General features: G+C 73.6%; 22 protein-coding genes. 11 read left to right on the top strand and 11 right to left on the bottom strand.

The genetic code is table 11. The features are described 5' to 3' along the window. Window positions 1-49: 49 nt before the first annotated feature. From D7147_RS02065 to D7147_RS02055, 3 genes are all read right to left on the bottom strand, one after another. On the bottom strand, window positions 50-1,084 hold the full coding sequence (locus D7147_RS02065) for a 2-oxoacid:ferredoxin oxidoreductase subunit beta (RefSeq protein ID WP_120673520.1): 1,035 nt from the start codon (window positions 1,082-1,084) through the stop codon (window positions 50-52). Continuing rightward, window positions 1,077-2,924, bottom strand: coding sequence for a 2-oxoacid:acceptor oxidoreductase subunit alpha (locus D7147_RS02060; RefSeq protein WP_120673519.1), 1,848 nt, complete (start codon window positions 2,922-2,924; stop codon window positions 1,077-1,079). The genes D7147_RS02065 and D7147_RS02060 overlap by 8 nt, the downstream gene beginning before the upstream one ends. Before the next feature lie 296 nt (window positions 2,925-3,220). After that, window positions 3,221-4,606, bottom strand: coding sequence for a hypothetical protein (locus tag D7147_RS02055; RefSeq protein WP_120673518.1), 1,386 nt, complete (start codon window positions 4,604-4,606; stop codon window positions 3,221-3,223). Window positions 4,607-4,736: 130 nt separating this feature from the next. Here D7147_RS02055 and ndhC point away from each other — a divergent pair, with 130 nt between their 5' ends. Continuing rightward, window positions 4,737-5,114 carry an NADH-quinone oxidoreductase subunit A gene (gene ndhC / locus D7147_RS02050; RefSeq protein WP_120673517.1) on the top strand — a complete coding sequence of 126 codons (378 nt, stop codon included), beginning with the start codon at window positions 4,737-4,739 and terminating at the stop codon, window positions 5,112-5,114. Window positions 5,115-5,209: 95 nt separating this feature from the next. Here ndhC and folP read toward each other — a convergent pair whose 3' ends face one another. Then, window positions 5,210-6,079: a dihydropteroate synthase gene (gene folP, locus D7147_RS02045; RefSeq protein ID WP_120673516.1), complete on the bottom strand. Its 870-nt coding sequence runs from the start codon at window positions 6,077-6,079 to the stop codon at window positions 5,210-5,212. Window positions 6,080-6,230: 151 nt separating this feature from the next. Between folP and D7147_RS02040 the strand changes: the two genes are divergently transcribed. The 4 genes from D7147_RS02040 to D7147_RS02025 are packed head-to-tail and all read left to right on the top strand — an operon-like array spanning window position 6,231 to window position 8,585. Continuing rightward, window positions 6,231-6,827 carry a DivIVA domain-containing protein gene (locus tag D7147_RS02040; protein WP_120673515.1) on the top strand — a complete coding sequence of 199 codons (597 nt, stop codon included), beginning with the start codon at window positions 6,231-6,233 and terminating at the stop codon, window positions 6,825-6,827. Beyond that, on the top strand, window positions 6,824-7,321 hold the full coding sequence (locus tag D7147_RS02035) for an SRPBCC family protein (protein ID WP_120673514.1): 498 nt from the start codon (window positions 6,824-6,826) through the stop codon (window positions 7,319-7,321). Before D7147_RS02040 ends, D7147_RS02035 begins: the two co-directional genes overlap by 4 nt. Window positions 7,322-7,369: 48 nt before the next feature. Next, the gene (locus D7147_RS02030; protein ID WP_120673513.1) at window positions 7,370-7,951 is read left to right on the top strand and encodes a DNA-3-methyladenine glycosylase I; all 582 of its coding nucleotides are present in this window, start codon (window positions 7,370-7,372) and stop codon (window positions 7,949-7,951) included. A gap of 13 nt (window positions 7,952-7,964) precedes the next feature. Next, window positions 7,965-8,585, top strand: a complete 621-nt coding sequence (locus tag D7147_RS02025; RefSeq protein WP_120673949.1) for a hypothetical protein — start codon at window positions 7,965-7,967, stop codon at window positions 8,583-8,585. A 28-nt stretch (window positions 8,586-8,613) separates the two neighbouring features. Here D7147_RS02025 and D7147_RS02020 read toward each other — a convergent pair whose 3' ends face one another. Then, window positions 8,614-9,405 (bottom strand): enoyl-CoA hydratase-related protein, encoded by a 792-nt coding sequence (locus D7147_RS02020; RefSeq protein ID WP_120673512.1) that lies wholly within the window; start codon window positions 9,403-9,405, stop codon window positions 8,614-8,616. A gap of 4 nt (window positions 9,406-9,409) precedes the next feature. Continuing rightward, a complete protein-coding gene (locus D7147_RS02015; RefSeq protein ID WP_120673511.1) occupies window positions 9,410-10,228 on the bottom strand; it encodes a PaaX family transcriptional regulator in 819 nt (272 codons plus the stop codon). 189 nt (window positions 10,229-10,417) lie between these two features. Between D7147_RS02015 and D7147_RS02010 the strand changes: the two genes are divergently transcribed. Beyond that, on the top strand, window positions 10,418-10,585 hold the full coding sequence (locus tag D7147_RS02010) for a DUF3117 domain-containing protein (protein WP_007455245.1): 168 nt from the start codon (window positions 10,418-10,420) through the stop codon (window positions 10,583-10,585). A 135-nt stretch (window positions 10,586-10,720) separates the two neighbouring features. Next, entirely contained in the window at window positions 10,721-12,196 is a 1,476-nt protein-coding gene (locus D7147_RS02005; RefSeq protein ID WP_120673510.1) for a leucyl aminopeptidase family protein, read from the top strand. Between the two features lie 48 nt (window positions 12,197-12,244). Here the strand turns inward: D7147_RS02005 and D7147_RS02000 are convergent, their stop codons facing one another. Continuing rightward, window positions 12,245-12,817, bottom strand: coding sequence for an O-methyltransferase (locus D7147_RS02000; protein WP_120673509.1), 573 nt, complete (start codon window positions 12,815-12,817; stop codon window positions 12,245-12,247). A gap of 297 nt (window positions 12,818-13,114) precedes the next feature. Here D7147_RS02000 and D7147_RS01995 point away from each other — a divergent pair, with 297 nt between their 5' ends. After that, the gene (locus D7147_RS01995; RefSeq protein WP_199734065.1) at window positions 13,115-14,434 is read left to right on the top strand and encodes a S1C family serine protease; all 1,320 of its coding nucleotides are present in this window, start codon (window positions 13,115-13,117) and stop codon (window positions 14,432-14,434) included. Between the two features lie 76 nt (window positions 14,435-14,510). Then, on the top strand, window positions 14,511-14,924 hold the full coding sequence (locus tag D7147_RS01990) for a Sec-independent protein translocase family protein (protein WP_120673507.1): 414 nt from the start codon (window positions 14,511-14,513) through the stop codon (window positions 14,922-14,924). Window positions 14,925-15,597: 673 nt separating this feature from the next. Here D7147_RS01990 and D7147_RS01985 read toward each other — a convergent pair. The 3 genes from D7147_RS01985 to D7147_RS01975 form a co-directional block, all read right to left on the bottom strand. Next, window positions 15,598-16,746, bottom strand: a complete 1,149-nt coding sequence (locus D7147_RS01985; protein WP_120673506.1) for a P-loop NTPase — start codon at window positions 16,744-16,746, stop codon at window positions 15,598-15,600. A 201-nt stretch (window positions 16,747-16,947) separates the two neighbouring features. Further along, complete coding sequence (locus D7147_RS01980) at window positions 16,948-17,577, bottom strand: DUF1003 domain-containing protein (RefSeq protein WP_120673505.1); 630 nt, start codon at window positions 17,575-17,577, stop codon at window positions 16,948-16,950. Then, window positions 17,570-18,844 (bottom strand): magnesium transporter MgtE N-terminal domain-containing protein, encoded by a 1,275-nt coding sequence (locus tag D7147_RS01975; RefSeq protein WP_120673948.1) that lies wholly within the window; start codon window positions 18,842-18,844, stop codon window positions 17,570-17,572. Before D7147_RS01975 ends, D7147_RS01980 begins: the two co-directional genes overlap by 8 nt. Before the next feature lie 33 nt (window positions 18,845-18,877). Here D7147_RS01975 and D7147_RS01970 point away from each other — a divergent pair, with 33 nt between their 5' ends. Further along, complete coding sequence (locus tag D7147_RS01970; protein ID WP_120673504.1) at window positions 18,878-19,747, top strand: PhzF family phenazine biosynthesis protein; 870 nt, start codon at window positions 18,878-18,880, stop codon at window positions 19,745-19,747. A gap of 51 nt (window positions 19,748-19,798) precedes the next feature. Continuing rightward, complete coding sequence (locus D7147_RS01965; protein WP_120673503.1) at window positions 19,799-20,311, top strand: hypothetical protein; 513 nt, start codon at window positions 19,799-19,801, stop codon at window positions 20,309-20,311. A gap of 61 nt (window positions 20,312-20,372) precedes the next feature. On the opposite strand, the gene D7147_RS01960 is transcribed toward D7147_RS01965, so the two are convergent. Next, entirely contained in the window at window positions 20,373-21,122 is a 750-nt protein-coding gene (locus tag D7147_RS01960; protein ID WP_120673502.1) for an HAD family hydrolase, read from the bottom strand. Between the last annotated feature and the right edge of the window lie 12 nt (window positions 21,123-21,134).

Genomic DNA, 21,134 nt, shown 5'->3' with positions numbered 1-21,134 from the left:
TCCCGTCGTCCAGCCCGGCGCAGCCGGGCGCGGTCTTATGAAACAGACCCTAGAGGATCGTCCAGGTGTCCCCGCTGCTCAGGAGGCCGGCGAGCTGCTGCTCGGGAGTCTCGTTGACCTCCGCCCGGGCGGCGTCGAGCTGGGCGCGTACCACGTTCTCGTAGGACGGCCGCTCGACCGCGCGGAACACCCCGATCGGGGTGTTGCGCAGGTCCAGCCCGGGCAGCCGGGAGAGCGCGAAGGCGTACGCCGGGTCGGTGACGGTCGCGTCGTGCACGACGATCTCCTCCGGGCGGGTCGCCGCGGTCTCCCGTACCTCCAGGCCGAAGCCGCCCGGCGGGTGTACGACGCAGAACTGCCCGTCCTTGCCGAACGTGATCGGCTGCCCGTGCTCCAGCCGGATCAGGTAGTCGTCGCGGATCCCGTGCTCCTTGAGCGGTTCGAACGCGCCGTCGTTGAAGATGTTGCAGTTCTGGTAGATCTCCACGAAGGCGGAGCCCTCGTGCTCGGCGGCCGCCCGGAGCACCGACTGGAGGTGCTTGCGGTCGGAGTCGATGGTGCGGGCCACGAAGGTCGCCTCCGCGCCGAGCGCCAGCGAGAGCGGGTTGAACGGCGCGTCCGCCGAGCCGACCGGAGTCGACTTGGTGATCTTTCCGACCTCGGAGGTGGGAGAATACTGCCCCTTGGTCAGCCCGTAGATCCGGTTGTTGAAGAGAAGGATCTTGAGGTTGACGTTGCGCCGCAGCGCGTGGATCAGGTGGTTGCCGCCGATGGAGAGCGCGTCACCGTCACCGGTGACCACCCAGACCGAGAGGTCCGGCCGGGTGGCCGACAGGCCGGTGGCGATCGCCGGGGCGCGGCCGTGGATCGAGTGCATCCCGTACGTGTTCATGTAGTACGGGAAGCGGGAGGAGCAGCCGATGCCGGAGATGAAGACGATCCGCTCGCGCGGGATGTTCAGCTCCGGCATGAAACCCTGAACGGCCGCCAGGATCGCGTAGTCACCGCAACCGGGGCACCAGCGCACCTCCTGGTCGGACTTGAAGTCCTTGGCGGTGAGCTTGAGGGCGATGGGCTCAGACATTCTTGAGGACCTCTTCCAGCATCGTCTCCAGCTCCGCGGCGGTGAAGGGCAGGCCGCGGACCTGGTTGTAGCCGATCGCGTCGACCAGGTACTTCGCGCGGATCACGTGCGCCAGCTGGCCGAGGTTCATCTCGGGGATGACCACGCGGTCGTAGGAACGGAGCACCGTGCCGAGGTTGGCCGGCATCGGGGCGAGGTGGCGCAGGTGCGCCTGCGCCACCGAGAGCCCGCGCTGACGCAGGCCGCGGCAGGCGGCGCCGATCGGCCCGTACGTCGAGCCCCAGCCGAGCACCAGCACCCGGGCGTCGCCGTCGGGGTCCTCGACCTCGACGTCCGGCACCGGGATCGTCTCGATGCGGGCGGCGCGGGTGCGGACCATGAAGTCGTGGTTCGCCGGGTCGTAGGAGATGTCGCCGGTCTTGTCGGCCTTCTCCAGCCCGCCGATCCGGTGCTCCAGACCGGGGGTGCCGGGGATGGCCCACGGGCGGGCCAGCGTTTCCGGGTCGCGCAGGTACGGCAGGAAGGTGGTGCCGTCCTCGCCGTTGGGCGTGGTCGCGAACTCCACCCGCAGGTCGGGCAGGGAGTCGACGTCGGGCAGCAGCCACGGTTCGGAGCCGTTCGCGACGTAGTTGTCCGACAGCAGGATCACCGGAGTGCGGTAGGTGAGGGCGATCCGGGCCGCCTCCAGGGCCGCGTAGAAGCAGTCCGCGGGCGACTTCGGGGCGATCACCGCGACCGGGGCCTCGCCGTGGCGGCCGTTGAGGGCCATGTTCAGGTCGGCCTGTTCGGTCTTCGTCGGCATGCCGGTCGAGGGCCCGGCCCGCTGCACGTCGACGATGAGCAGCGGCAGCTCCAGCGCCACCGCCAGGGAGATCGTCTCGCTCTTGAGGGCGACGCCCGGGCCGCTGGTGGTGGTGATGCCGAGCGCCCCGCCGTACGACGCGCCGAGCGCCGCGCCGACCGCGGCGATCTCGTCCTCGGCCTGCATGGTGAGCACGCCGAACTTCTTGTGCTTGCTCAGCTCGTGCAGGATGTCCGAGGCCGGGGTGATCGGGTAGGCGCCGAGGAAGACCGGCAGCCCGGAGCGGACGCCCGCGGCGACCAGGCCGAGCGAGAGCGCTGCGTTGCCGGTGATGTTGCGGTAGGTGCCGGGCGGCATCTTCGCCGGCTTGACCTCGTAGCGGACCGCGAAGTCCTCGGTCGTCTCGCCGAAGTTCCAGCCGGCCCGGAAGGCCGCCACGTTCGCCGCCACCAGCTCCGGCCGGCGGGCGAACTTGCGCTCCAGGAAGCGCAGCGTCGACTCGTACGGGCGGGAGTACATCCAGGAGAGCAGCCCGAGGGCGAACATGTTCTTGGCCCGCTCGGCGTCCTTCTTGGACACGTCCTGGTCGGCGAGGGCGCCGACGGTCATCGAGGTGAGCGCGACCGGGTGCACCGCGTAGCCGGCGAGCGTGTCGTCCTCGAGCGGGCTCGCCTGGTAGCCGACCTTGGAAAGGTTGCGCTTGGTGAACTCGTCGGTGTTCACGATGATGTCCGCGCCGCGCGGGAGGTCGGCCAGGTTGGCCTTGAGCGCGGCCGGGTTCATGGCCACCAGCACGTTCGGCGCGTCGCCGGGGGTGAGGATGTCGTAGTCGGCGAAGTGCACCTGGAAGCTCGACACGCCCGGCAGGGTGCCGGCGGGTGCCCGGATCTCCGCGGGGAAGTTGGGCAGCGTGGAGATGTCGTTGCCGAGCTGGGCCGTTTCGGAGGTGAATCGGTCACCGGTCAGCTGCATGCCGTCGCCGGAGTCACCGGCGAACCGGATCACCACCCGGTCCAGTTGACGGATCTGCTTGCTCACGCCTGCACCTCGCTTCGCTGCGCGCGGTGGCGGCCCGAGTTGCTGGTGATCCCGCCCTGCCCGGCCACGTGACCTCCCTGACGCACCCCGCACCGCGCCGGCCGTGGGTGGTCCGGCCCGCATGTGGTTTCTCACCTCAGAGCCTACGTCGGACCGACCCGTCACCTTCCCCGGAGGTTCATCGTCCGGGACCGAATCGGGGGGTGAAATTCACCACTTAGTGGTGTTTCGCGTCCCGTGCGGTAATGGAGATCACCATCGGCCGATGTCCCCGCTGCGCCGATCGGACCGCGACGTCACTCCCGCCCCGCCGACGCCGCTCCGGGCAGCCGTCGGCGCAGCGACGTGACGACCAGCCCGAGCGCCAGCGCGACGAGCAGCGTCGAGACCACCACGAGGACGATCGCGAGGCGTCGCTCCGGGCTGCCGGTCGGTGCGTCCGGCAGCCCTGCGCCGACGCCCAGGACGCCCTGCGAGCCCGTCGGCGCGGGAGCGGCCACCGGGGTGGCCAGCGCCACCGCGGCGCTGATCCGGAAGCTCATCTGCACCTGCCGGGTGCCCCCGCCGGAGGGCGCGAGCCGGGCGATCACCGCGCCCGCCAGCGGCGCGTCCCGCTGGGCGGCCGGCGTCGCCGCCACCGGCAGGCGCAGCTCCACGCGGTGCCCGGCGCGGACCGTCCCCAGGTCGCACCGGGTCCGGGTCTCCTCAAGCGGTACGCAGCCGGCGGGCGGCGCCGGCACGCTCACCCCGGCGGGCAACAGCACGTCGATCCGGCCGGCGGCGTCCACCGAGCCGGTGTTGGCGAGCCGCACGGCCAGGTCAGCGGCGGTCCCGCTGATGTCGAAGGTGACCTCGTCGGTGTCGAGGGCGATGCCCGCCGCCGGGGGCCCCGGCGGGAAGAGCACCGCGAAACCCTCGTCGTCGCCGACCCTCCCCGCCACTCCCGGCGCGGCGGCGGTGACCGCCACCGAACCGCCCAACGGCATCCGCCGCCACGCGTCGCCGGCGACCCGGACCCGGATCAGGCTGCTGAACCGGGCGCCCGCCGGGGCCGTCCAATCCCCGCAGCGGTACCCGCCGCCGGCGGCCGGCGCGCAGCCGGCCGTGCCGGCGTCGGTCAACCCGGTGGGCAGCCGGTACGACAGGCCGACCCGGGCGGTCGCGCTCCCCGTGTTGGTGACGGTCACCTGCAGCGTGGTGACCGTGCTGCGCGCGTTCCAGTACCCGGCGGTCAGCGTGACGTCACCGGTCTCGATCCGGACTCCGAGCGGGTGCGCTGCGGGGGCGCTCTGCGGCGCCGACGGCTGCACGGAGGGCCTCGACGGCTTCGTGGGGGCGCCCGAGGTCGGCGCGGCCGTGGTGGGCGCCACCGTCTGCGGCGCGGTGGTGGTCGGCAGCGGCGGGTCGGTCGTGGGCGGCGGCCCGGTCTCCTGCGGCGGGTCGATGGTCGGTGGCGCGGTGGTGGGCCCGGGGTCGGTGGCGGTCGGCTCCGCCGTCGGCGTCTCGCCGCCCTGCTCTTCGGGGTCGGTGAGCACCGCGATCGGGCGGGTCGCCGGACCGGTGGGAGCGGCCGGGAGCGGCAGGACGGCGAGCGCGGCGAACGCGCAGAGCACGACGGACATGCCGAGCGCGGGCAGGGCTCGCCGGCCCCGGCGTCCGGGTGGTACGTCCACGCTGGCCATCGGTCCTCCGGTGACGACGGATCAGGGGTCTCATCGTCGGCATGGTTGCCCGACGGCACCAGTCCCACCCGGAAACAAATCCGTAACGTGTCCGGTACCGGTCAATGAGCCGGGCGGTAGGCTGCCGACCGTGGACGGTTACCTGGGCTCGTACGCGACGCTCGGGCTCCTGCTGCTCGTCGGCGCGCTCTTCTTCGTGGCGGCGTTCGCCGCCAACCGGGTGCTGCGCCCGGCGCGTCCCGCCGAGCCGGCCGGTAAGCGGGCGAGCTACGAGTGCGGGATCGATCCGGTCGGCGGCGACTGGGCGCAGATGCAGATCCGCTACTACGTGTACGCGTACCTCTACGTGCTCTTCGCCGTCGAGGCGGTGTTCCTCTTCCCCTGGGCCGTCGTCTTCGACCGGCCGGGGTTCGGCCTGGTCACGGTCGTCGAGATGGCGATCTTCGTGGCGGTGCTGGCGCTCGGCATCCTCTACGCCTGGCGCCGCAACATCCTGCGCTGGACCTGAGCGCCCGACCGACCGATTGACCGGTCGCTGTCGCGGGTGAACCGGCGTTCGCGGGTCGCCGGGCGCCGGGCGTCGAGCGCCGAGTGCCGGGCGGCTCAGGCGAGGCCGCGCCGGGTCGCCACCGGCGGGCGGTCGCCACGGATCGAGGCGACCATGTCGAGCACCCGACGGGTGGGCCGCACCTGATGGGCCCGGAACACCCGCGCGCCCAACCAGGCGGAGACGGCGGTCGCGGCGAGGGTGCCCTCCAGCCGCTCTTCGACCGGCAGGTCCAGCGTCTCCCCGACGAAGTCCTTGTTGGAGAGCGCGACCAGCAGCGGCCAGCCGGTAGCGGTCAGCTCGTCGAGCCGACGGGTGATCTCCAGCGAGTGCCGGGTGTTCTTGCCAAAGTCGTGCGCCGGGTCGATGAGGATCCCGTCGGGGCGTACCCCCAACCCGACCGCGCGCTCCGCGAGCCCGGTCACCGTGGTGACCACGTCGCCCACGACGTCGTCGAAGGCCGCCCGGTGCGGGCGGGTACGCGGTGCCAGCCCACCGGCGTGCGAGCAGACGAGCCCGGCGCCGGTCTCCGCGGCGACCCGGGCCAGCGCGGGGTCCGCGCCCGACCAGGTGTCGTTGAGCAGGTCGGCCCCGGCGGCGACCGCCTCCACGGCGACCTCCGCCCGCCACGTGTCGATGGAGATCACCACGTCCGGGAAGGCGGCGCGGACGGCGGCGATGGTGCCGACCGTGCGGCGGATCTCCTCGGTCACGTCCACCTCGTCACCCGGGCCGGCCTTCACCCCGCCGATGTCGATGATCTCCGCGCCCTCGGTCACGGCCCGCTCCACCGCCCGCAGCGCGCTCTCCGCCTCGAACGTCGCCCCCCGGTCGAAGAACGAGTCCGGTGTGCGGTTGACGATCGCCATCACCACCAGCTCTCCGGCGGCGAACCTCCGCCCACCGAGCCGCAGCTCCCCGGCCATTGCCGCCTCCCTCACCCCGAGCCCCGCGGGCGCTCCCCGCACCGGCCGGTCCCGACGCTAACCGGTCCGCCCGCACGGCGTTCGCACGGTCCGTCGGCCCGGCGTCGGTGGCGGGCTCGCTCCGGCCCGCTCGGCATGCCACGATCTGTGCATGGGTCAGGTTCTGCTCATGCTGGTCGTGGCGTTGACCGTCGCGGCGGTGGTGTTCGGGGTGGCGGTGCTGGTCACCGGTCGTGATCCGGGTCTGGTGCCGGCCGAACCGGACGGCCGTGCCGTGCCGCTGCCGGGCGACCGCCCGCTGCGGGAAACGGACGTCGAGGAGATCCGGTTCGACACCGTGCTGCGTGGGTACCAGATGGCCCAGGTCGATCGGGCGTTGCGTCGCGCCGCCTACGACCTCGGCTACAAGTCCGAGTTGATAGGTGTGCTGGAAGCGGAGGTCGCCGCGTTGCGGGAGGGTCGGACGGCGGACGCGGAGGCCCTACGGCGGGCGCGCGAACAGTCCGCCCTCGGCGGGTCGGCCGCCACCGGGATCGTGGCCGTCTCCGGCGACGACCGTCCGGGCGGCTCGGCGGACGTGGCGGTCAGCGCGGCCGAGCCCTTCGTCGCCACGAACGGCGTCGCCTCCGGCGGGACCAGCTTCCTCGGCCCCGCCCGAGCCGACTCGGACGACCCGGCACCCGCCCGGAGCAAGCCGGCCGACGGCGCCGGCGGGCCCGGCCCGGTGGTGCGCTCGGAGCCGGTGTGACCGCAGAGCAGCGCGGGGAGGACCTGCCCGAGGCGGCCCAGCCGGGCGCCGGCGAGGTGACCGCGACGGTCATCGTCGACGCCCCGGCGGAACGGGTCTTCGCGGCGCTGCTCGCCTGGGAGCGGCAGTCCGACTGGATCCCGTTCACCCGGGTCCGGGTGGTCGAGGGCGACGGCCGCGAGGGCAGCCTCGTCGAGGCGCTGACCGCCCTCGGCCCGGCCGAGCTCCGCGACGAGATGCGGGTGGTCCGGGTCGACGAGCCGTACGAGATCGGGGTGGTGCACTGCGGCCCGCTGCTGCGCGGTCCCGGCGTGCTGCGCTGCACCCCGTTGGCCCGGGACCGGACGCAGGTCGTCTGGCACGAATGGTTCCACCTCCCCGGCGGCGCGGCCGGACGGGTCGCCTGGCCGGTGGTCTGGCCCGGCTCCAAGCTCGGGCTGACCCGGGCGCTGCGGCGGTTCGGTCGCCTGGTCGAGCAGGGCCGGCTGCCCTGAGACGGCCGGAAGTGCCGGGCTGTCGGTGGCGTGGCCTAGCGTGGGCGCGTGACTGACCTGGTGATCGGCGCCGACGGGCTACCGCGCTGCGCCTGGGGAGCGAGCACCCCCGACTACGCCGCCTACCACGACACCGAGTGGGGGCAGCCGCTGCACGGCGACGACGCGCTCTACGAGCGGATGACGCTCGAGGCGTTCCAGTCCGGGCTCTCCTGGCTGACCATCCTGCGCAAGCGCCCCGCCTTCCGGCTGGCCTTCGACGAGTTCCGGATCCCGACCGTGGCCGGCTACGGCGACGCCGAGGTGACCCGGCTGCTGGCCGACGCCGGCATCGTCCGCAACCGCGCCAAGATCGAGGCCGCGATCGCGAACGCGCGGGCGGCGGCGGAGCTGCCGGAGGGGATCTCCGCGCTGCTCTGGTCGTTCGCCCCGGCCCCCCGACCGGCCCGGCCGGCCTCCTTCGCCGAGGTGCCGGCGATCACGGCCGAGTCGACCGCGATGGCCAAGGCGCTCAAGAAGCGCGGCTTCCGGTTCGTCGGCCCGACCACGGCGTACGCGCTGATGCAGGCCACCGGGATGGTCGACGACCATCTCGACGGCTGCCACGTCGAGCCGACCGGCACGGCGTGATGGGATGGTGGGCATGACGACCGACATCGCGCACCGGGCGGACGGGACGAGCCGCGCGTCGAGCGCCGGCGCCTGGGCCGTCCTGCTGCCCGCCGGCCGCTACGACGCCGAACGTCTGGTGCACCACGACACCCTCGAACTGACCGGCCTGGACGAGGCCGTGCGCGCCCGCCCCGGCGACGACGTGCTGGTGCTGATCGACGACCCGGTGCGGGTGGTGGCGCTCGGCCGCGTCGCCCCGCCCAGCGGCGTCCGCCCCGACGACCCGGAGGACCCGCAGTCCGACCGCGAGGCGGCGCTGGTGGTGACGTACACCAGGCGGGTCTTCGACGAGCCGCTGCCGGCCGGTCAGCTCGCTCCCGTCGGGCCGGTCACCCCGCTCGACCCGGCGGTCCACCGGGCGCTGGCCGAGCGGCTCGGCCCGCCGCCGCCCCGGCGCACCTGGCTGGTCAGCCTCGACCTGCCGATCGAGGCCGACTCGCCGGCCGAGGCGGCCCGCCTCTTCTGGGCGTACGTGCAGGAGCTGGGCCCCCGGGAGCTGCCCGCCTTCGTCTCGCCCGCCGGAGACGAGCTCGCCATGCAGGCGTTCGTGCTCGGGGCCGAGGCCAACCAGGACCCGGAGGAGGACGACTGAGTCCGGTCGTGACCCGTCTGTCGCCCGCTCAGCGCCCCTCGAAGACCGGCCGTTCCTTGGCGACGAAGGCCATGGTGGCCGCCCGGTGGTCGGCGGTGCCGCCGCAGATGCTCTGCGCCTGAGCCTCGGCCGCGAGCGCGTCGGCGAGGGTGCCGGCGTCGGCGATGGAGAGCTGCCGCTTGATCGCGCCGTACGCGACCGTCGGCCCGGCGGCCAGCCGTGCGGCCAGCTCCTGCGCCGCCGGCAGCACCTGCTCGTCGTCGTCGACCAGGCGGTTGAGCAGCCCGAGCCGGCAGGCCTCCTCGGCGCGTACCGGCTCGGCGAGCATCAGCAGCTCGATCGCCTTGGCGTGGCCCACCAGCCGGGGCAGCGTCCACGAGGCGCCGGTGTCGGCGGCGAGCCCGACCTTCGCGAACGCCATCAGGAAGCTGGTGCTGGGGCCGCCGACCCGGATGTCGGCCAGGAAGGCCAGCGAGGCGCCGGCCCCGGCGGCCATTCCGCGCACCGCCGCGACCACCGGCTTCGGCAGGTTGGCCAGCCGGGCGGCGATCGGGTTGTAGTGCGCCCCGACGGTGGAGAGCGGATCCCCACCGGCGGCTTCCAGGGTGGCCACGTGCTCGCGCAGGTCCTGCCCGGCGCTGAACGAGCCGCCCCCCCCGGCGAGCACCACGGCCCGGCAGGTGCGGTCGGTCTCCAGTTCGGCGAGGACCTCCCGGAGCGCCTCCTTCAGCGCCACGTCGAACGCGTTCATCGCCTTGGGGCGGTTCAGCGTCAGCGTGACGACGGCGTCGGTCCGGTCGACGAGCAGCGGCTCGGTCACTTGTCTAACGACCCTTCTGTCGGGCGATGCGGTTGCCGGCGTCGAGGCATCTCTCCACGTACCGGTCGGCGGCGGGGCGCAGCCGGGCGGCGTGCCGGTCGAAGAAACTGGCCGCGGCGGCGCCGGGCCAGCGCTCCGGAAGCAGCGCGGGGGGCAGCTGCGGGTCCCGGAACAGGAAGGTACGCCACGCGTGCACCAGCCGGAACCGGGCGGCGTACGCCTCCTCGTCGCCGCTGCGGACGGTCACCTTCGCGATCACGGGTCGCTGCTCGGCCACGAACCGCTCGTACGCCCGACCGATCTCGGTGAGGTCCCAGGCGCGGCGGACCACGGCCATCGCGCCCGGGGTGCCGGCCGCGTGCGTGGCGGTGAACCGCTCGTAGCGCACCCCCGCCTCGCTGAGCAGGATGTCCACGTCCTCGCCCGGGCGGGTCGCCACCCAGGTGCACTCGTCGAGCGTCCCGTAGCCGAGGAAGGTCAGGTTCGCGGCGAGCCGTTGGCGTTCCCGGCGCGGGTTCGGCGCCTCCAGCACGAGCAGGTCGAACCGGCCATCCCAGCCGATCCGCCCCGTCCGGTAGATCCGCGCGGCCGCCTCGTCGAGTCGCCGGGCCGCCTTCGGGGTGATCGAATAACCCGGCCCGGACGACAGTTTGAGCGGGTCGAGCCAGCCCTGGCGGACCATCCGGGAGACCGCGGTGCGGACCGCCGGCGGGGCGATGCCCAGCGGTGCCAGCAGCTTGACCAGGGCGGCCACCGGTGCCCGGCCACCCCTCGCCCGGAGGTGGTCGCCGTACAGGTCGAAGAGTGCCGACCGTGCCTGCATGACCGCACATTGTGACAGGCCTTCTCAAGATAAGCTAGATGCTGTTACATCAATGCTGCTTCGGTTTGGGTCCGGCGGTGTTCATCAGGGAAAATCGTTGGTCGACGCCCCCGCGATGATCGCGGTGGTCGTGAGGAAGTGGCTGTGGGGCAACCCACCGACCCTGGTGTAGGTCTGAGGGGAGACAACATGGCGGCGATGAAGCCGCGGACGGGCGACGGTCCGCTGGAAGTCACCAAGGAGGGCCGGGGCATCGTCATGCGGGTCCCGCTGGAAGGCGGTGGCCGGCTCGTCGTCGAGATGACTCCAGACGAGGCCAACGCGCTCGGTGACGCGCTGAAGGCGGCCGCCGGCTGATCGAGAAACGATCTGGGCGGCGCCAGCCGTCCCGACGGTTCGTCATACCCTGAGCCACCGGCCCGGCCGGTGGCTCAGGGCTTCACCGGTGCGGAACGCCCCGCATCGAGAAATTTCCTGGAGGTACGGTTCCGCGTGCTCGCCATCCGTCTGTTCGCCGAGCCCGACCGGCTCGACACACTCGTCCTGCCCGTTCGACCGGCCGCCGACGCGGAGGGCGGCGACGCCCCGGCCGTTCCGGTCCTGACCACGGCAACGCTGCCCGACGGCGTCGCTGACGAGGCCGCCGCACTGGTAGGGGCCGCGCGCCTCACCGGTCGGGCGGGCGAGATCCGGACCCAGCTCCGCCCGGGGCGCGCCCCCGGCGTGCTGGTCCTGGTCGGGGTGGGTGACGGAGACGAGGCGGGCTGGCGGCGGGCCGGCGCGGCGATCGCCCGGACGGTCGCCAGCGAGCAGCACGCCACCGTGGTGCTGCCGGCCGACGCCTCCCCGGACGCGGTGCGGGGGCTCTACGAGGGGCTGCTGCTCGCCTCCTACCGGTTCCGGCTGACCGACGCCGGTGAGGCGCCCGCGCTGGCCGGAGTGGACCTCGTGGTCGCCGATCCGGACGACCACCTGGCGACGGTCGAGACCGCCCGCACCACGGCCCGGGTGACCCGGCTGGCCCGCGACCTCACCAACATGCCCTCCTCGGTGAAGAGCCCCGAGTGGTTCGCCGGTCAGATCGCGGAGCGGGCCGACGGCACGCCGGACCTGCACCTGCGGGTACGCGGCCCGGCCGAGCTGGCGGCCGAGGGCTTCGGCGGCATCCTCGCCGTCGGTGGCGGCTCGGCGAGCACCCCGCGCCTGGTCGAGCTGGACTGGCACCCGGCCGGTGCGCGTACCCACGTGGTGCTGGTCGGCAAGGGCATCACCTTCGACACCGGCGGCATCTCGATCAAGCCCGTGCCGGCGATGAAGCTGATGCGCAAGGACATGGGCGGGGCCGCCGCTGTGGTCGCCGCCACACTCGGCGCGGCCGCGCTGCGCCTGCCCGTCCGGGTCACCACGCTGGCCCCGCTCGCCGAGAACGCGGTGAGCGGCTCCGCGTTCCGCCCCGGCGACGTCGTGCGCCACTACGGCGGGGTGACCAGCGAAACCACCAACTCCGACGCCGAGGGGCGGCTCGTCCTCGCCGACGCGATCAGCTACGCGGTGCGCGAACTCAAGCCCGACGTGCTGGTCGACCTGGCCACGCTGACCGGCGCGAACGCGGTGGCGCTGGGCAAGCGCACGGCCGCCCTCTACAGCGAGAACGACGAGCTGGCCGCCGGCTTCCTCGCCGCCGTCGACGCGTCCGGGGAGCAGGCCTGGCGGATGCCGCTGCCGTCGGAGTACGTCGAGTACCTGGGCAGCGAGGTGGCGGACCTGTTCAGCGCGCCGGCGCAGGGGGCCGGATCGGTGCTCGCCGCGCTCTACCTGCGCGAGTTCACCGACGACCTGCGTGACCGCTGGGTGCACGTCGACATGTCGGCGCCGTCCTGGGCGGACTCCGACGACGCGGAGCTGACCAAGGGCGCGACCGGTTGGGGCGTACGGTCGCTGCTGCGCTGGCTGGCGACGCTCGACTGACCGGCGGGTGGCGTCCCGTCCCGGCGGACCGACGGCCCGCCGGGGCGGTCAGCACTTGACGGCGGCGAGCAGCCCGTGCCCGGCCGGCAGCAGGGCCGGGATCCAGTGCTCCGACTCCCGGATCGCCTTGATCGTCTCCCGGACCGTCACCGTCTCCGCGTCCCGGGCGGCCGGGTCCCAGATCCGGCCGCCGGCGAGCACCCCGTTGAGCACGAGGACGCCGCCCGGGCGCAGCAGGCGCAGCGCCGCGTCCACGCAGGCGTGGAAGCCGGTCACCTCGGCGTCGACGAAGAGCAGGTCGTACGCGCCGTCCGCGAGCCGCGGCAGCACGTCGAAGGCGCGGCCGGTGATGATCCGGGTACGGCCGGCCGCGAAGCCCGCCTCCGTGAAGATCCGCCGGGCGATCCGTTGATGCTCGACCTCGACGTCGATGGTGGTGAGCACGCCGTCCGCGCGCATCCCGCGCAGCAGCCAGACCCCGCTCACTCCGGTGCCGGTGCCGATCTCGACGACCGCGCGGGCGTTGCCGGCGGCGGCGAGCAGGCGCAGCGCGGCACCCGCGCCGGGGGTCACCGCATCGAGACCCACCTCGTGGGCCAGGCTGCGGGCGGTGCGGAGCACGAGGTCCTCGGTGACGTACGACTCGGCGAAGTGCAGGGCCGGGTTCGTCGAACTGCCGGAACCGGCGACCGTGGCGATGGGGCACCTCCGGGCGGCGAAGTGGTGCGAGGGGTGGGTTCGCGGCTATGAGCCTAGAGCGGGCCCTCCGTACGCGCAGCCGCGCGTCCCGCTCACGCGATCACGACGACAACCGCTGACCCCAACCCGGACATCCGTGCAATCCTGGAAGCGGTGTCCCGTCAGCCGCGGCCCGGACGCGCTTGTCGTGGTCGCGAGACGCGGGGCCCGGGGGACGGACTGGGAGGCACCAACGTGACCGACGGCTGGGACTGGCGCCGGCCCGGTGATGCTCCGGCGTCGGCGGCACCGCCGGTGACGGGCGGCCCGCCGGCCGCGACGCCGGGACACCCCGCGTCGCCCTGGTGGTCCGACGCGCTCGCCGACCCGTGGCGGGACCCGGCGGCGCCGGCGGCGGTGGTCGTCCCGCTGGCGAACAACGCCGGTACGGAGCCCGAACCGGTCAGCGATCCGGATGCGCCCGGTCGGCCGAGGCTGCGCCAGCTGCTTCTCATCCCGCTGGTCACCGCGCTGCTCGCGGGTGCGCTCGGCGGCGCTCTCGGCTACGCGCTGGCGGTGCGTGGCGGGGTCGCGGGCGGCACGGTGCTCGGCGCCGAACCGGGGCAGGCGCCCGCACTGGCCCAGCGCCGGCCGGAATCCCTCGCCGCGGTCGCCGAACGGGTGCTGCCCAGCGTCGTGACCATCCGGATGAGCAGCCTCGGCGGGACGAGCGAGGGCTCCGGCTTCATCGCGAGCGCCGACGGGCACGTGATCACCAACGACCACGTGGTGGCCGGCGGCACCGGCCGCGCCTCGGTGATCTTCAACGACGGCACCTCTGCCCCGGCGAAGCTGGTCGGCCAGGATCCGGAGTCGGACATCGCCGTCATGAAGGTGGAGCGTTCCGGCCTGCGGGCGGTGGAGTTCGGCGACTCCGACGCGCTGGCGGTGGGTGATCCGGTGCTGGCCATCGGTTCGCCGCTCTCCCTGACGAACACGGTCACCGCCGGCATCGTGAGCGCCCTGGACCGGACGATGCAGGCCGGGGAGCCGGGCGGGCCGGTCCGCTACTACGCGGCCATCCAGACCGACGCCGCGGTCAACCACGGCAACTCCGGCGGCCCGCTCGTCGACTCGGCGGGTCGGGTGATCGGGGTGAATTCCACGATCAAGTCACTGGTGTCGGAGGGGCAGGAGGCGGGCAACATCGGCCTCGCCTTCGCCATCCCGATCAACCAGGCGAAGCGGGTGACGCAGGACATCATCGGCACCGGCAAGGCCCGCCGTACGGTGATCGGCGCGCAGGTGGGCGGCCCGAACGCGGCGGTTCCCGGCGGCGGCGTACGCCTCGAGTCGGTCGAGCCGTCCGGCCCGGCCGAGGCGGCGGGGCTACGGGCCGGCGACGTGGTCCTACGGCTGAACGGACGGCCGATGACCGAGCCGAGCGATCTGATCGCACTGGTCCGCAAGTTCGCCCCCGGATCGGTGGTCACGGTCGAGTACCGCCGCGGGTCGAGCAGGCAGAACGCCTCGGTGACGTTGGCTGCGGACGCAAAGTGAACACTGGCTCACCCCCTCCCCGGCCCGCCCCCGTCGTGCGTAGTCTTGCTCCTGACGCCGAGAGGGGACCCGCAGGATGCTCGACAACCTGAACTGGTGGGAGATCGGTGCGCTGCTGCTCCTGGCGCTGCTGATCTTCGGTGACCGGCTGCCCACGGTCATCAACGACGGGCTGCGGATGGTGCGCAACCTGCGCAACATGGCGCGTAGCGCCACCACCGACCTGAGCAAGGAGCTCGGCACCGACATCCAGCTCGAGGATCTGCACCCGAAGGCGTTCATCCGCAAGCACCTGCTCAGCGAGGAGGACGAGCAGGCGATCCGGAAGCCGCTGCAGGGCGTTTACGACAACCTGCGTGCGGACGTCACGGGTGTCCGCGACGAGCTGAAGGACGTGGCCGACGCCGCGGACCCGCGGGGTCGTACCTCCACGGCCACCGGCAACACTCCCGCTCCGGCGCAGCGCGCCAGCTACGACGACGCCACCTGACCCCACCCGCTCGGCCCGCACCGCTCGGCCCGGCCCGCTCGGCCCGCACCGCTCGGCCCGGCCCGCTCGGCCCGGCCGGCCTGGGCGGCGCGGCCCGGGAGTCCCGGTGGGGCAGCGCCAGGTGGCTGTCAGCCCGGTTGGGATGCGCCGCGGCCGTAGCTGCCTGCGGAGGCTGATGCTCGGGGTTCGCGCCCTTTGGAGCTGAGTCGTCCACGCCATCACGCGACCGTTGCGACGCAGGGCCCCGGGTGGCGGAACCGCCCGCGTGGTCGGGCCGCCCGCCGTTGGGCAACGGCGACCCGCCGTGAATCGGCTACGACATCAGCTCCAAAGGCGTGCACCTGGACGTATTCGTCGGCGAGGGAGCGGCATCCGAGGCTCCGGGCGTGCACCTGGACGTATTCGTCGGCGGGTGAGAGGCGTCCGAGGGCCCTGGCGCGCACCTGGACGTAATCGTCGGCGAGCGAACGGCGCCCGAGGCTCCGGGCGCGCACCTGGACGTATTCGTCGGCGGGCGTGAGGCGCCCGAGGCTCCGGGGCTTGCACCTGGACGGACTCGTCGGCGAGCGGGCGGCACCCGAGGCTCCCGGCTTGCCGGGGCAGCGGCCGCCGCCAAGCGCTGCGGCGGCTCACGGCCCGGGGTTGTGGCGTGCCGCCCGTGCGGGCGCAGTTGTCAGCGGCCGGCGGGCTTGAGGCCGAGCGGCTTGCCCAGCAGCGACTCACGCCGGACGGCGAGCCGGTCGGCCACCTGGCCCAGCGCCGCCGCGGCGGGCGACTCGGGCGCGGCCAGCACGATCGGGTCGCCCGCGTCGCCGGCCTCGCGGACCCGGGTGTCGAGCGGGATCTGACCGAGCAGCGGCACCTGGGCACCGATGGTCCGGCTCAGCGACTCGGCGACGGTCTGCCCGCCGCCGGCACCGAAGATCTCCATCCGGGAGCCGTCGGGCAGCTCCAGCCAGGACATGTTCTCGATCACACCGACCACCCGCTGGTGGGTCTGCAGCGCGATCGCGCCGGCCCGCTCGGCCACCTCGGCGGCGGCGGCCTGCGGGGTGGTCACCACGAGGATCTCCGAGTTGGGCAGCAGCTGGGCCAGCGAGATGGCCACGTCGCCGGTGCCCGGCGGCAGGTCGAGCAGGAGCACGTCGAGGTCGCCCCAGTAGACGTCCGCGAGGAACTGCTGCAACGCCCGGTGCAGCATCGGGCCGCGCCACACCACTGCCGCGTTGCCGGCGGTGAACATGCCGATCGAGATCACCTTCACGCCGTGCGCCTGCGGCGGCATGATCATGTCTTCCACCCGGGTCGGGCGGCCGTCCGCGCCGAGCATCCGGGGCACCGAGTGACCGTAGATGTCCGCGTCGACGACGCCGACGGCGAGCCCCCGCGCGGCCAGCGCCGCCGCCAGGTTGACCGTGACGCTGGACTTGCCGACACCGCCCTTGCCACTGGCCACCGCGTAGACCCGGGTGCGGGAACCGGGCTGGGCGAACGGGATCACCGGCTCGGCGCTGGCGGCGCCGCCGCGCAGCTTCGCCTGCAGCGACTGGCGCTGCTCGGGGCTCATCACCCCGAACTCGATCTCCACACCCGTCACGCCGGGCACCGCGGCGACCGCGGCCGTGATGTCCGCGCGCAGCTTGTCCTTGAGCGGGCAACCGGCGACGGTGAGCAGCAGCTCGACCCGAACCACGCCGTCCGGACCGACCACCGCGGACCGGACCATGTCGAGTTCGGTGATGGGCCGGCGGATCTCCGGGTCGTTGACCGTGGCCAGGGCGGCCTGGATCGCGTCCTCGACGGTGCTGGCGGGTGCTGACATGCCCGCAATGCTACGTCGGCAGTGATCCGTGTCCGCGTCAGCGGGGGGCGGTGTGAGCGAATCGATGGGCCCCACCGGCCACCCGGCCGGGGGCTGGACGGCCACCCGGCGAAGTGGGACGATCGAGGCGGAACGCCGCTCGCCTGGCCCCTTGAGGCGCGCGGCGTTCAAGCGTCCGGGGGCGGCACCGGTCGGGCCGCGTCACCCGTTCGAATCGTGCCGGGTCGCCGAGCCCTCGCGACGGTCCGGCGCGAAGTCGCCGTCCAACTCGTCCCGGGGCTCCGCCAGCCCGTCGCTGCCCGCCGGGCGGATCGGTTTCCCCGGTTGACGCCGGTCGAGCCGCTGCCGGCGCTGGTTCGCCTCGTCCAACTCCTCGGCCAGCCGGGCCAGTTCGGTGCGGACGAAGTCCCGGGTGGCCACCTCGCCCAGCGCGATCCTCAGCGCGGCGATCTCCCGGGCCAGGTACTCGGTGTCCGCCTTCTGCGCGGTGGCCCGCCGCCGGTCCTCCTCCAGGGCGACCCGGTCCCGGTCCGCCTGCCGGTTCTGCGCCAGCAGGATGAGCGGAGCCGCGTAGCTGGCCTGCAGCGACAGCACGAGCGTGAGGAAGGTGAAGGTGTACGGGTCGAACTGGACGCTGGGCGGGGCCAGCGTGTTCCAGCCGAACCAGATCCCGATCACCAACGTCATGTAGACGATGAAGTTCGCGGTGCCCATGCTCCGCGCGATCCCCTCCGACCAGCGGCCGAAGGCCTCCGGGTCGAAGCGGGGCAGCTTCACGCCCCGTGGCTCACGCGGCTGATCGAGCCGGCCCGCCCGCCGCTGCTCAGCCATCGATACCTTCCGGCGTCTCGGTCGGGGCCGTCATCGCGTCCCGGTCCCGCCAGTCCCGCGGGAGCGAGTGGTCGAGCACGTCGTCGACGGTCACCGCGCCGACGAGCCGGCTGTTCTGGTCGATGACCGGCATGGCGACCAGGTCGTACGTGGCCATCCGGCGGGTTATCTCGGGCAGCGGGGTGGCCGCCTGCAACGGGTCGATGTCGTTGACCACCACCCCGCCGAGCAGGTCGGCCGGCGGTTCGCGGAGCAGCCGCTGGAAGTGCACCATGCCCAGGTAGCGCCCGGTGGGCGTGGTCATCGGGGCGCGGGCCACGAAGACCTGTGCCGCCACCGCGGGCGAGAGTTGGGGTTCACGGATCCGCGCCAGCGCCTCCGCCACGGTGGCGTCCGGCGGCATGATGACCGGCTCGGAGGTCATCATGCTGCCCGCGGTGCCGGGGCTGTACTTGAGCAGCTGCCGTACCGGGTCGGCCTCGTCGGGCTGCATCAGGTCGAGCAGCACGTCCTGCTCCGGCGGGGGCAGCTCGTTGAGCAGGTCGGCGGCGTCGTCCGGATCCATCTCCTCCAGCACGTCGGCGGCCCGCTCCCGGTCCAGCGCGGCGAGGATCTCCACCTGGTCGTGCTCGGGCAGCTCGCTGAGCACGTCGGCCAGCCGCTCGTCGTCGAGGGCGGCGGCGACCTCGTTGCGCCGCGCGTCGGGCAGGTCCTGCAACACGTTCGCCAGGTCGGCCGGGCGCATGTCCTCCAGCACGGCGAGCAGGTTCGCCGTACCCCGGGCGTCGGCGATGCCGGTCAGCCCGCGTACCCGTTCCCACTCGACCTGGTGCAGGTGACCGCGGCGGGTGAGCCGGCCGGTCTGCTCGCGTACGGCCACCCGGGTGAGGGCCCACTCGCCGCCCCGGCTGCACTCCATCGCCACGTCCACCACCGCGCCGGCCTGGCCACCCGGGTCGAGCTGCACCCGGCGGTCCAGCAGCTCCTGGAGCACCAGCAGCTCGTTCGGTCGCTTCTCGAAGCGACGCAGGTTGAGCGTGCCGGTGCCGAGCACGACGGCTTCCGCGTCGATCGAGGTGATCCGGTTGATGGAGAGGAAGATCCGCCGGCGCATCGGCATCTCGGCGACCAGACCGACGATCTCCGGCCGCTGGGTCAGCCGGAGCCGGGCCACCGCGTCGCGTACCCGCCCGACCAGGTCGCCGTTCGGATCGAAGACGGCGACTCCGGCCAGCCGGGCGAGGTAGATGCGGGTCGGCGATGTCACGGCCACCAGCCTAAGCGCCTAGGGTTTACCAGCATGTCGACCTTGTCCTACGAGATCGTGGACGTCTTCACCGACCGCCCCTTCGCCGGTAACCCGCTCGCCGTGGTGTTCGGTGCCGAAGCCCTGGCCACCGAGCAGATGCAGGCGCTCGCGCTGGAGTTCAACCTCTCCGAGACGGTCTTCGTGCTGCCGCCCACACAGGCCGGCGCCACCTACCGGGCCCGCATCTTCACCCCGACGGACGAGCTTCCGTTTGCCGGCCATCCGAGTGTCGGGGCGGCCGTGGTGGCGGCCCGGCGGGGCGTGTTCGGCGTGGGGCAGGTCGCGCAGGAGTGCACGGCCGGCATCATGCCGATCGACGTCACCGAGACCGGGGCGACGCTCACCGGTGGCGTACCGACCCTCGGCCCCGAGCTGGACCCGGAGCCGCTGCTGGAGATCGCGGGTCTCACCGTGGCCGACCACGCCGGTCCGGCGCCCCGGGTCGCCGGGTGCGGGCTGGAGTTCCCGTACCTGCCGGTCCATCCTGACGCGGTGGCCCGCGCCCGGGTGAACCCGGCGGCGGCGCAGCGGGTCGGTGTGGATCATGTGAGCGTCTTCTCCTGGGACGCGGCGAGCCAAACCGCGCACAGCCGGGTTTTCGTGCCCGGCATGGGTGTTCCGGAGGACCCGGCGACCGGGTCGGCGGCGCTGGGCCTCGGGGTGTGGCTGGTGGCCAGCGGTCTGCTCCCCGGCGACGGCCGCTCCAGCTACACCGTCCGGCAGGGCATCGAGATCAACCGCCCCTCCTCGCTCGCCTGCACGGTCACCGCGGCGAACGGCGCGGCGGTGGGGACCACGGTGGCGGGCCAGGTCGTCCCGGTGGCCCGGGGCGAGATCATGGTGCCGCCGTTCGTCGGCTGAATCGGTACGTAGGCCGATGCCGGCGCGGGTCGGGTGGGAGAGGATGCCACTGTGACGGACGAGGACGGGCGGCGCGGCACGCCCCTGGTCGACGAGGTGATCAAGAAGGCTGCGGTGGCCTGGGTGACCGTCGCCGACGAGCCGGCCCGGGGGCTCTGGTGCGCTCCCCTGGAGGGCGCGCTGCTCGTCGTCAGCGGTCCCGGCGAGCAGGCGGCACCGGGGCTCGCCGAGGCGACCGCGGCGCAGGTCACCATGCGGGGCGACCACGGCGGCCGGGTCGTCACCTGGTCGGCCCGCGTCGACCGGCTGCTGCCGGGCAGCGAGGAGTGGGAGACCGTAGCACCGCTGGTCGCGGCGAAACGGCTGAACGCCTCCGGATCCACCGCCGAGCTGATCCAGCGCTGGGCGGACGAGGGCTGCGCGCTGACGCGGCTCACGCCGGCCGGCGACACCGTCTCCGGGGAGGCGCTGCCCACCGGCTCGCTCGCCGAGCCGCCCCGGGACACCCCCGCCGCCCGAGCCACCCGCAAGCCGTTCCGGCTGCACCGGGTCCGCCGCCGCTGACCGGTCGCCGACCGTCCACCGGGGCGGTCCCACCGGTCGCCGACGGCGACCGGCGGGGCGGTCATCCGGTGGGCTGGCCGGCAGCGGTGGCCGCGTACCGGGTCGTCGGCGACTCCGCCTGGTCGGTCCCGGGGTCGACCATGGTGAGCACCTCGGCGAGCGAGCCGAGCAGCGGGCCGCGCCAGCCGAGATCGGCGTTGAAGACCATGTGCTCGGCGAGGTCCGGCGCGGCCAGCCGGGCCGCGGTCAACCCGGCTCGCTCCGCGCCGGTGAGCTCCTGGCTGCCCCCGTCGCCGACGTAGAGGCACTGGTGCGGGGCGAGCCCGAGCCGGCGGCACGCCGCCAGGTAGAGCTCCGGATCCGGTTTGCAGCGCCCCACCTGCACCGAGAAGATCCGCACGTCGAGCAGCGGGGCGATCGCCAGGTCCGGCAGGAAGGCCGGCAGCTCGTGGGTGCAGTCACTGATCACACCGGTGCGGAGCCCGAGCTGGCGCAGCCTGGCCAGCGTCGGCACCGCGTCGGGCCGGAGCCGGGTGTCCGCGCGTACCGCCAGGTGCCGGGACGCCACCGCCGCGCGCACGGCGCCGTCCGACGGGTGTACGCCGGCCTGCGCGCAGACCCAACGCAGGGTCGCCTCGGCGTTGCCGAGCTGGCCGCTGGCCCGCTGGTAGAACGTCCGGTCCAGCACCGCCGTGAAGGTGTCGGGCGGGCAGCCGAGCAGTCGCGCGGTGCCCTGGTGGCCCACACCGCGCTGGACGGAACGGGTGAGCGTGCCGAAGAAGTCGAAGAGCACCGCCTGGAACCTGGGCATGAGGGAGCGCCT

Source organism: Micromonospora musae, from assembly GCF_003626545.1.
In the GTDB taxonomy this organism is placed as follows: Bacteria; Actinomycetota; Actinomycetes; order Mycobacteriales; family Micromonosporaceae; genus Micromonospora; species Micromonospora musae.
Note: the sequence above shows the minus strand (reverse complement) of the source record. Positions and strands in the feature narration are given on the sequence as shown.

Coding starts and splice junctions, on each gene's coding strand:
- D7147_RS02055 (WP_120673518.1), bottom strand. CDS start 4,606: ATGGCCAGCGTGGACGTACCACCCGGACGCCGGGGCCGGCGAGCCCTG.
- D7147_RS01990 (WP_120673507.1), top strand. CDS start 14,511: ATGCTCGACAACCTGAACTGGTGGGAGATCGGTGCGCTGCTGCTCCTG.
- D7147_RS02040 (WP_120673515.1), top strand. CDS start 6,231: ATGGGTCAGGTTCTGCTCATGCTGGTCGTGGCGTTGACCGTCGCGGCG.
- folP (WP_120673516.1), bottom strand. CDS start 6,079: ATGGCCGGGGAGCTGCGGCTCGGTGGGCGGAGGTTCGCCGCCGGAGAG.
- D7147_RS02015 (WP_120673511.1), bottom strand. CDS start 10,228: ATGCAGGCACGGTCGGCACTCTTCGACCTGTACGGCGACCACCTCCGG.
- D7147_RS01985 (WP_120673506.1), bottom strand. CDS start 16,746: ATGTCAGCACCCGCCAGCACCGTCGAGGACGCGATCCAGGCCGCCCTG.
- D7147_RS01980 (WP_120673505.1), bottom strand. CDS start 17,577: ATGGCTGAGCAGCGGCGGGCGGGCCGGCTCGATCAGCCGCGTGAGCCA.
- D7147_RS01970 (WP_120673504.1), top strand. CDS start 18,878: ATGTCGACCTTGTCCTACGAGATCGTGGACGTCTTCACCGACCGCCCC.
- D7147_RS02025 (WP_120673949.1), top strand. CDS start 7,965: ATGACGACCGACATCGCGCACCGGGCGGACGGGACGAGCCGCGCGTCG.
- D7147_RS02010 (WP_007455245.1), top strand. CDS start 10,418: ATGGCGGCGATGAAGCCGCGGACGGGCGACGGTCCGCTGGAAGTCACC.
- D7147_RS02065 (WP_120673520.1), bottom strand. CDS start 1,084: ATGTCTGAGCCCATCGCCCTCAAGCTCACCGCCAAGGACTTCAAGTCC.
- D7147_RS01960 (WP_120673502.1), bottom strand. CDS start 21,122: ATGCCCAGGTTCCAGGCGGTGCTCTTCGACTTCTTCGGCACGCTCACC.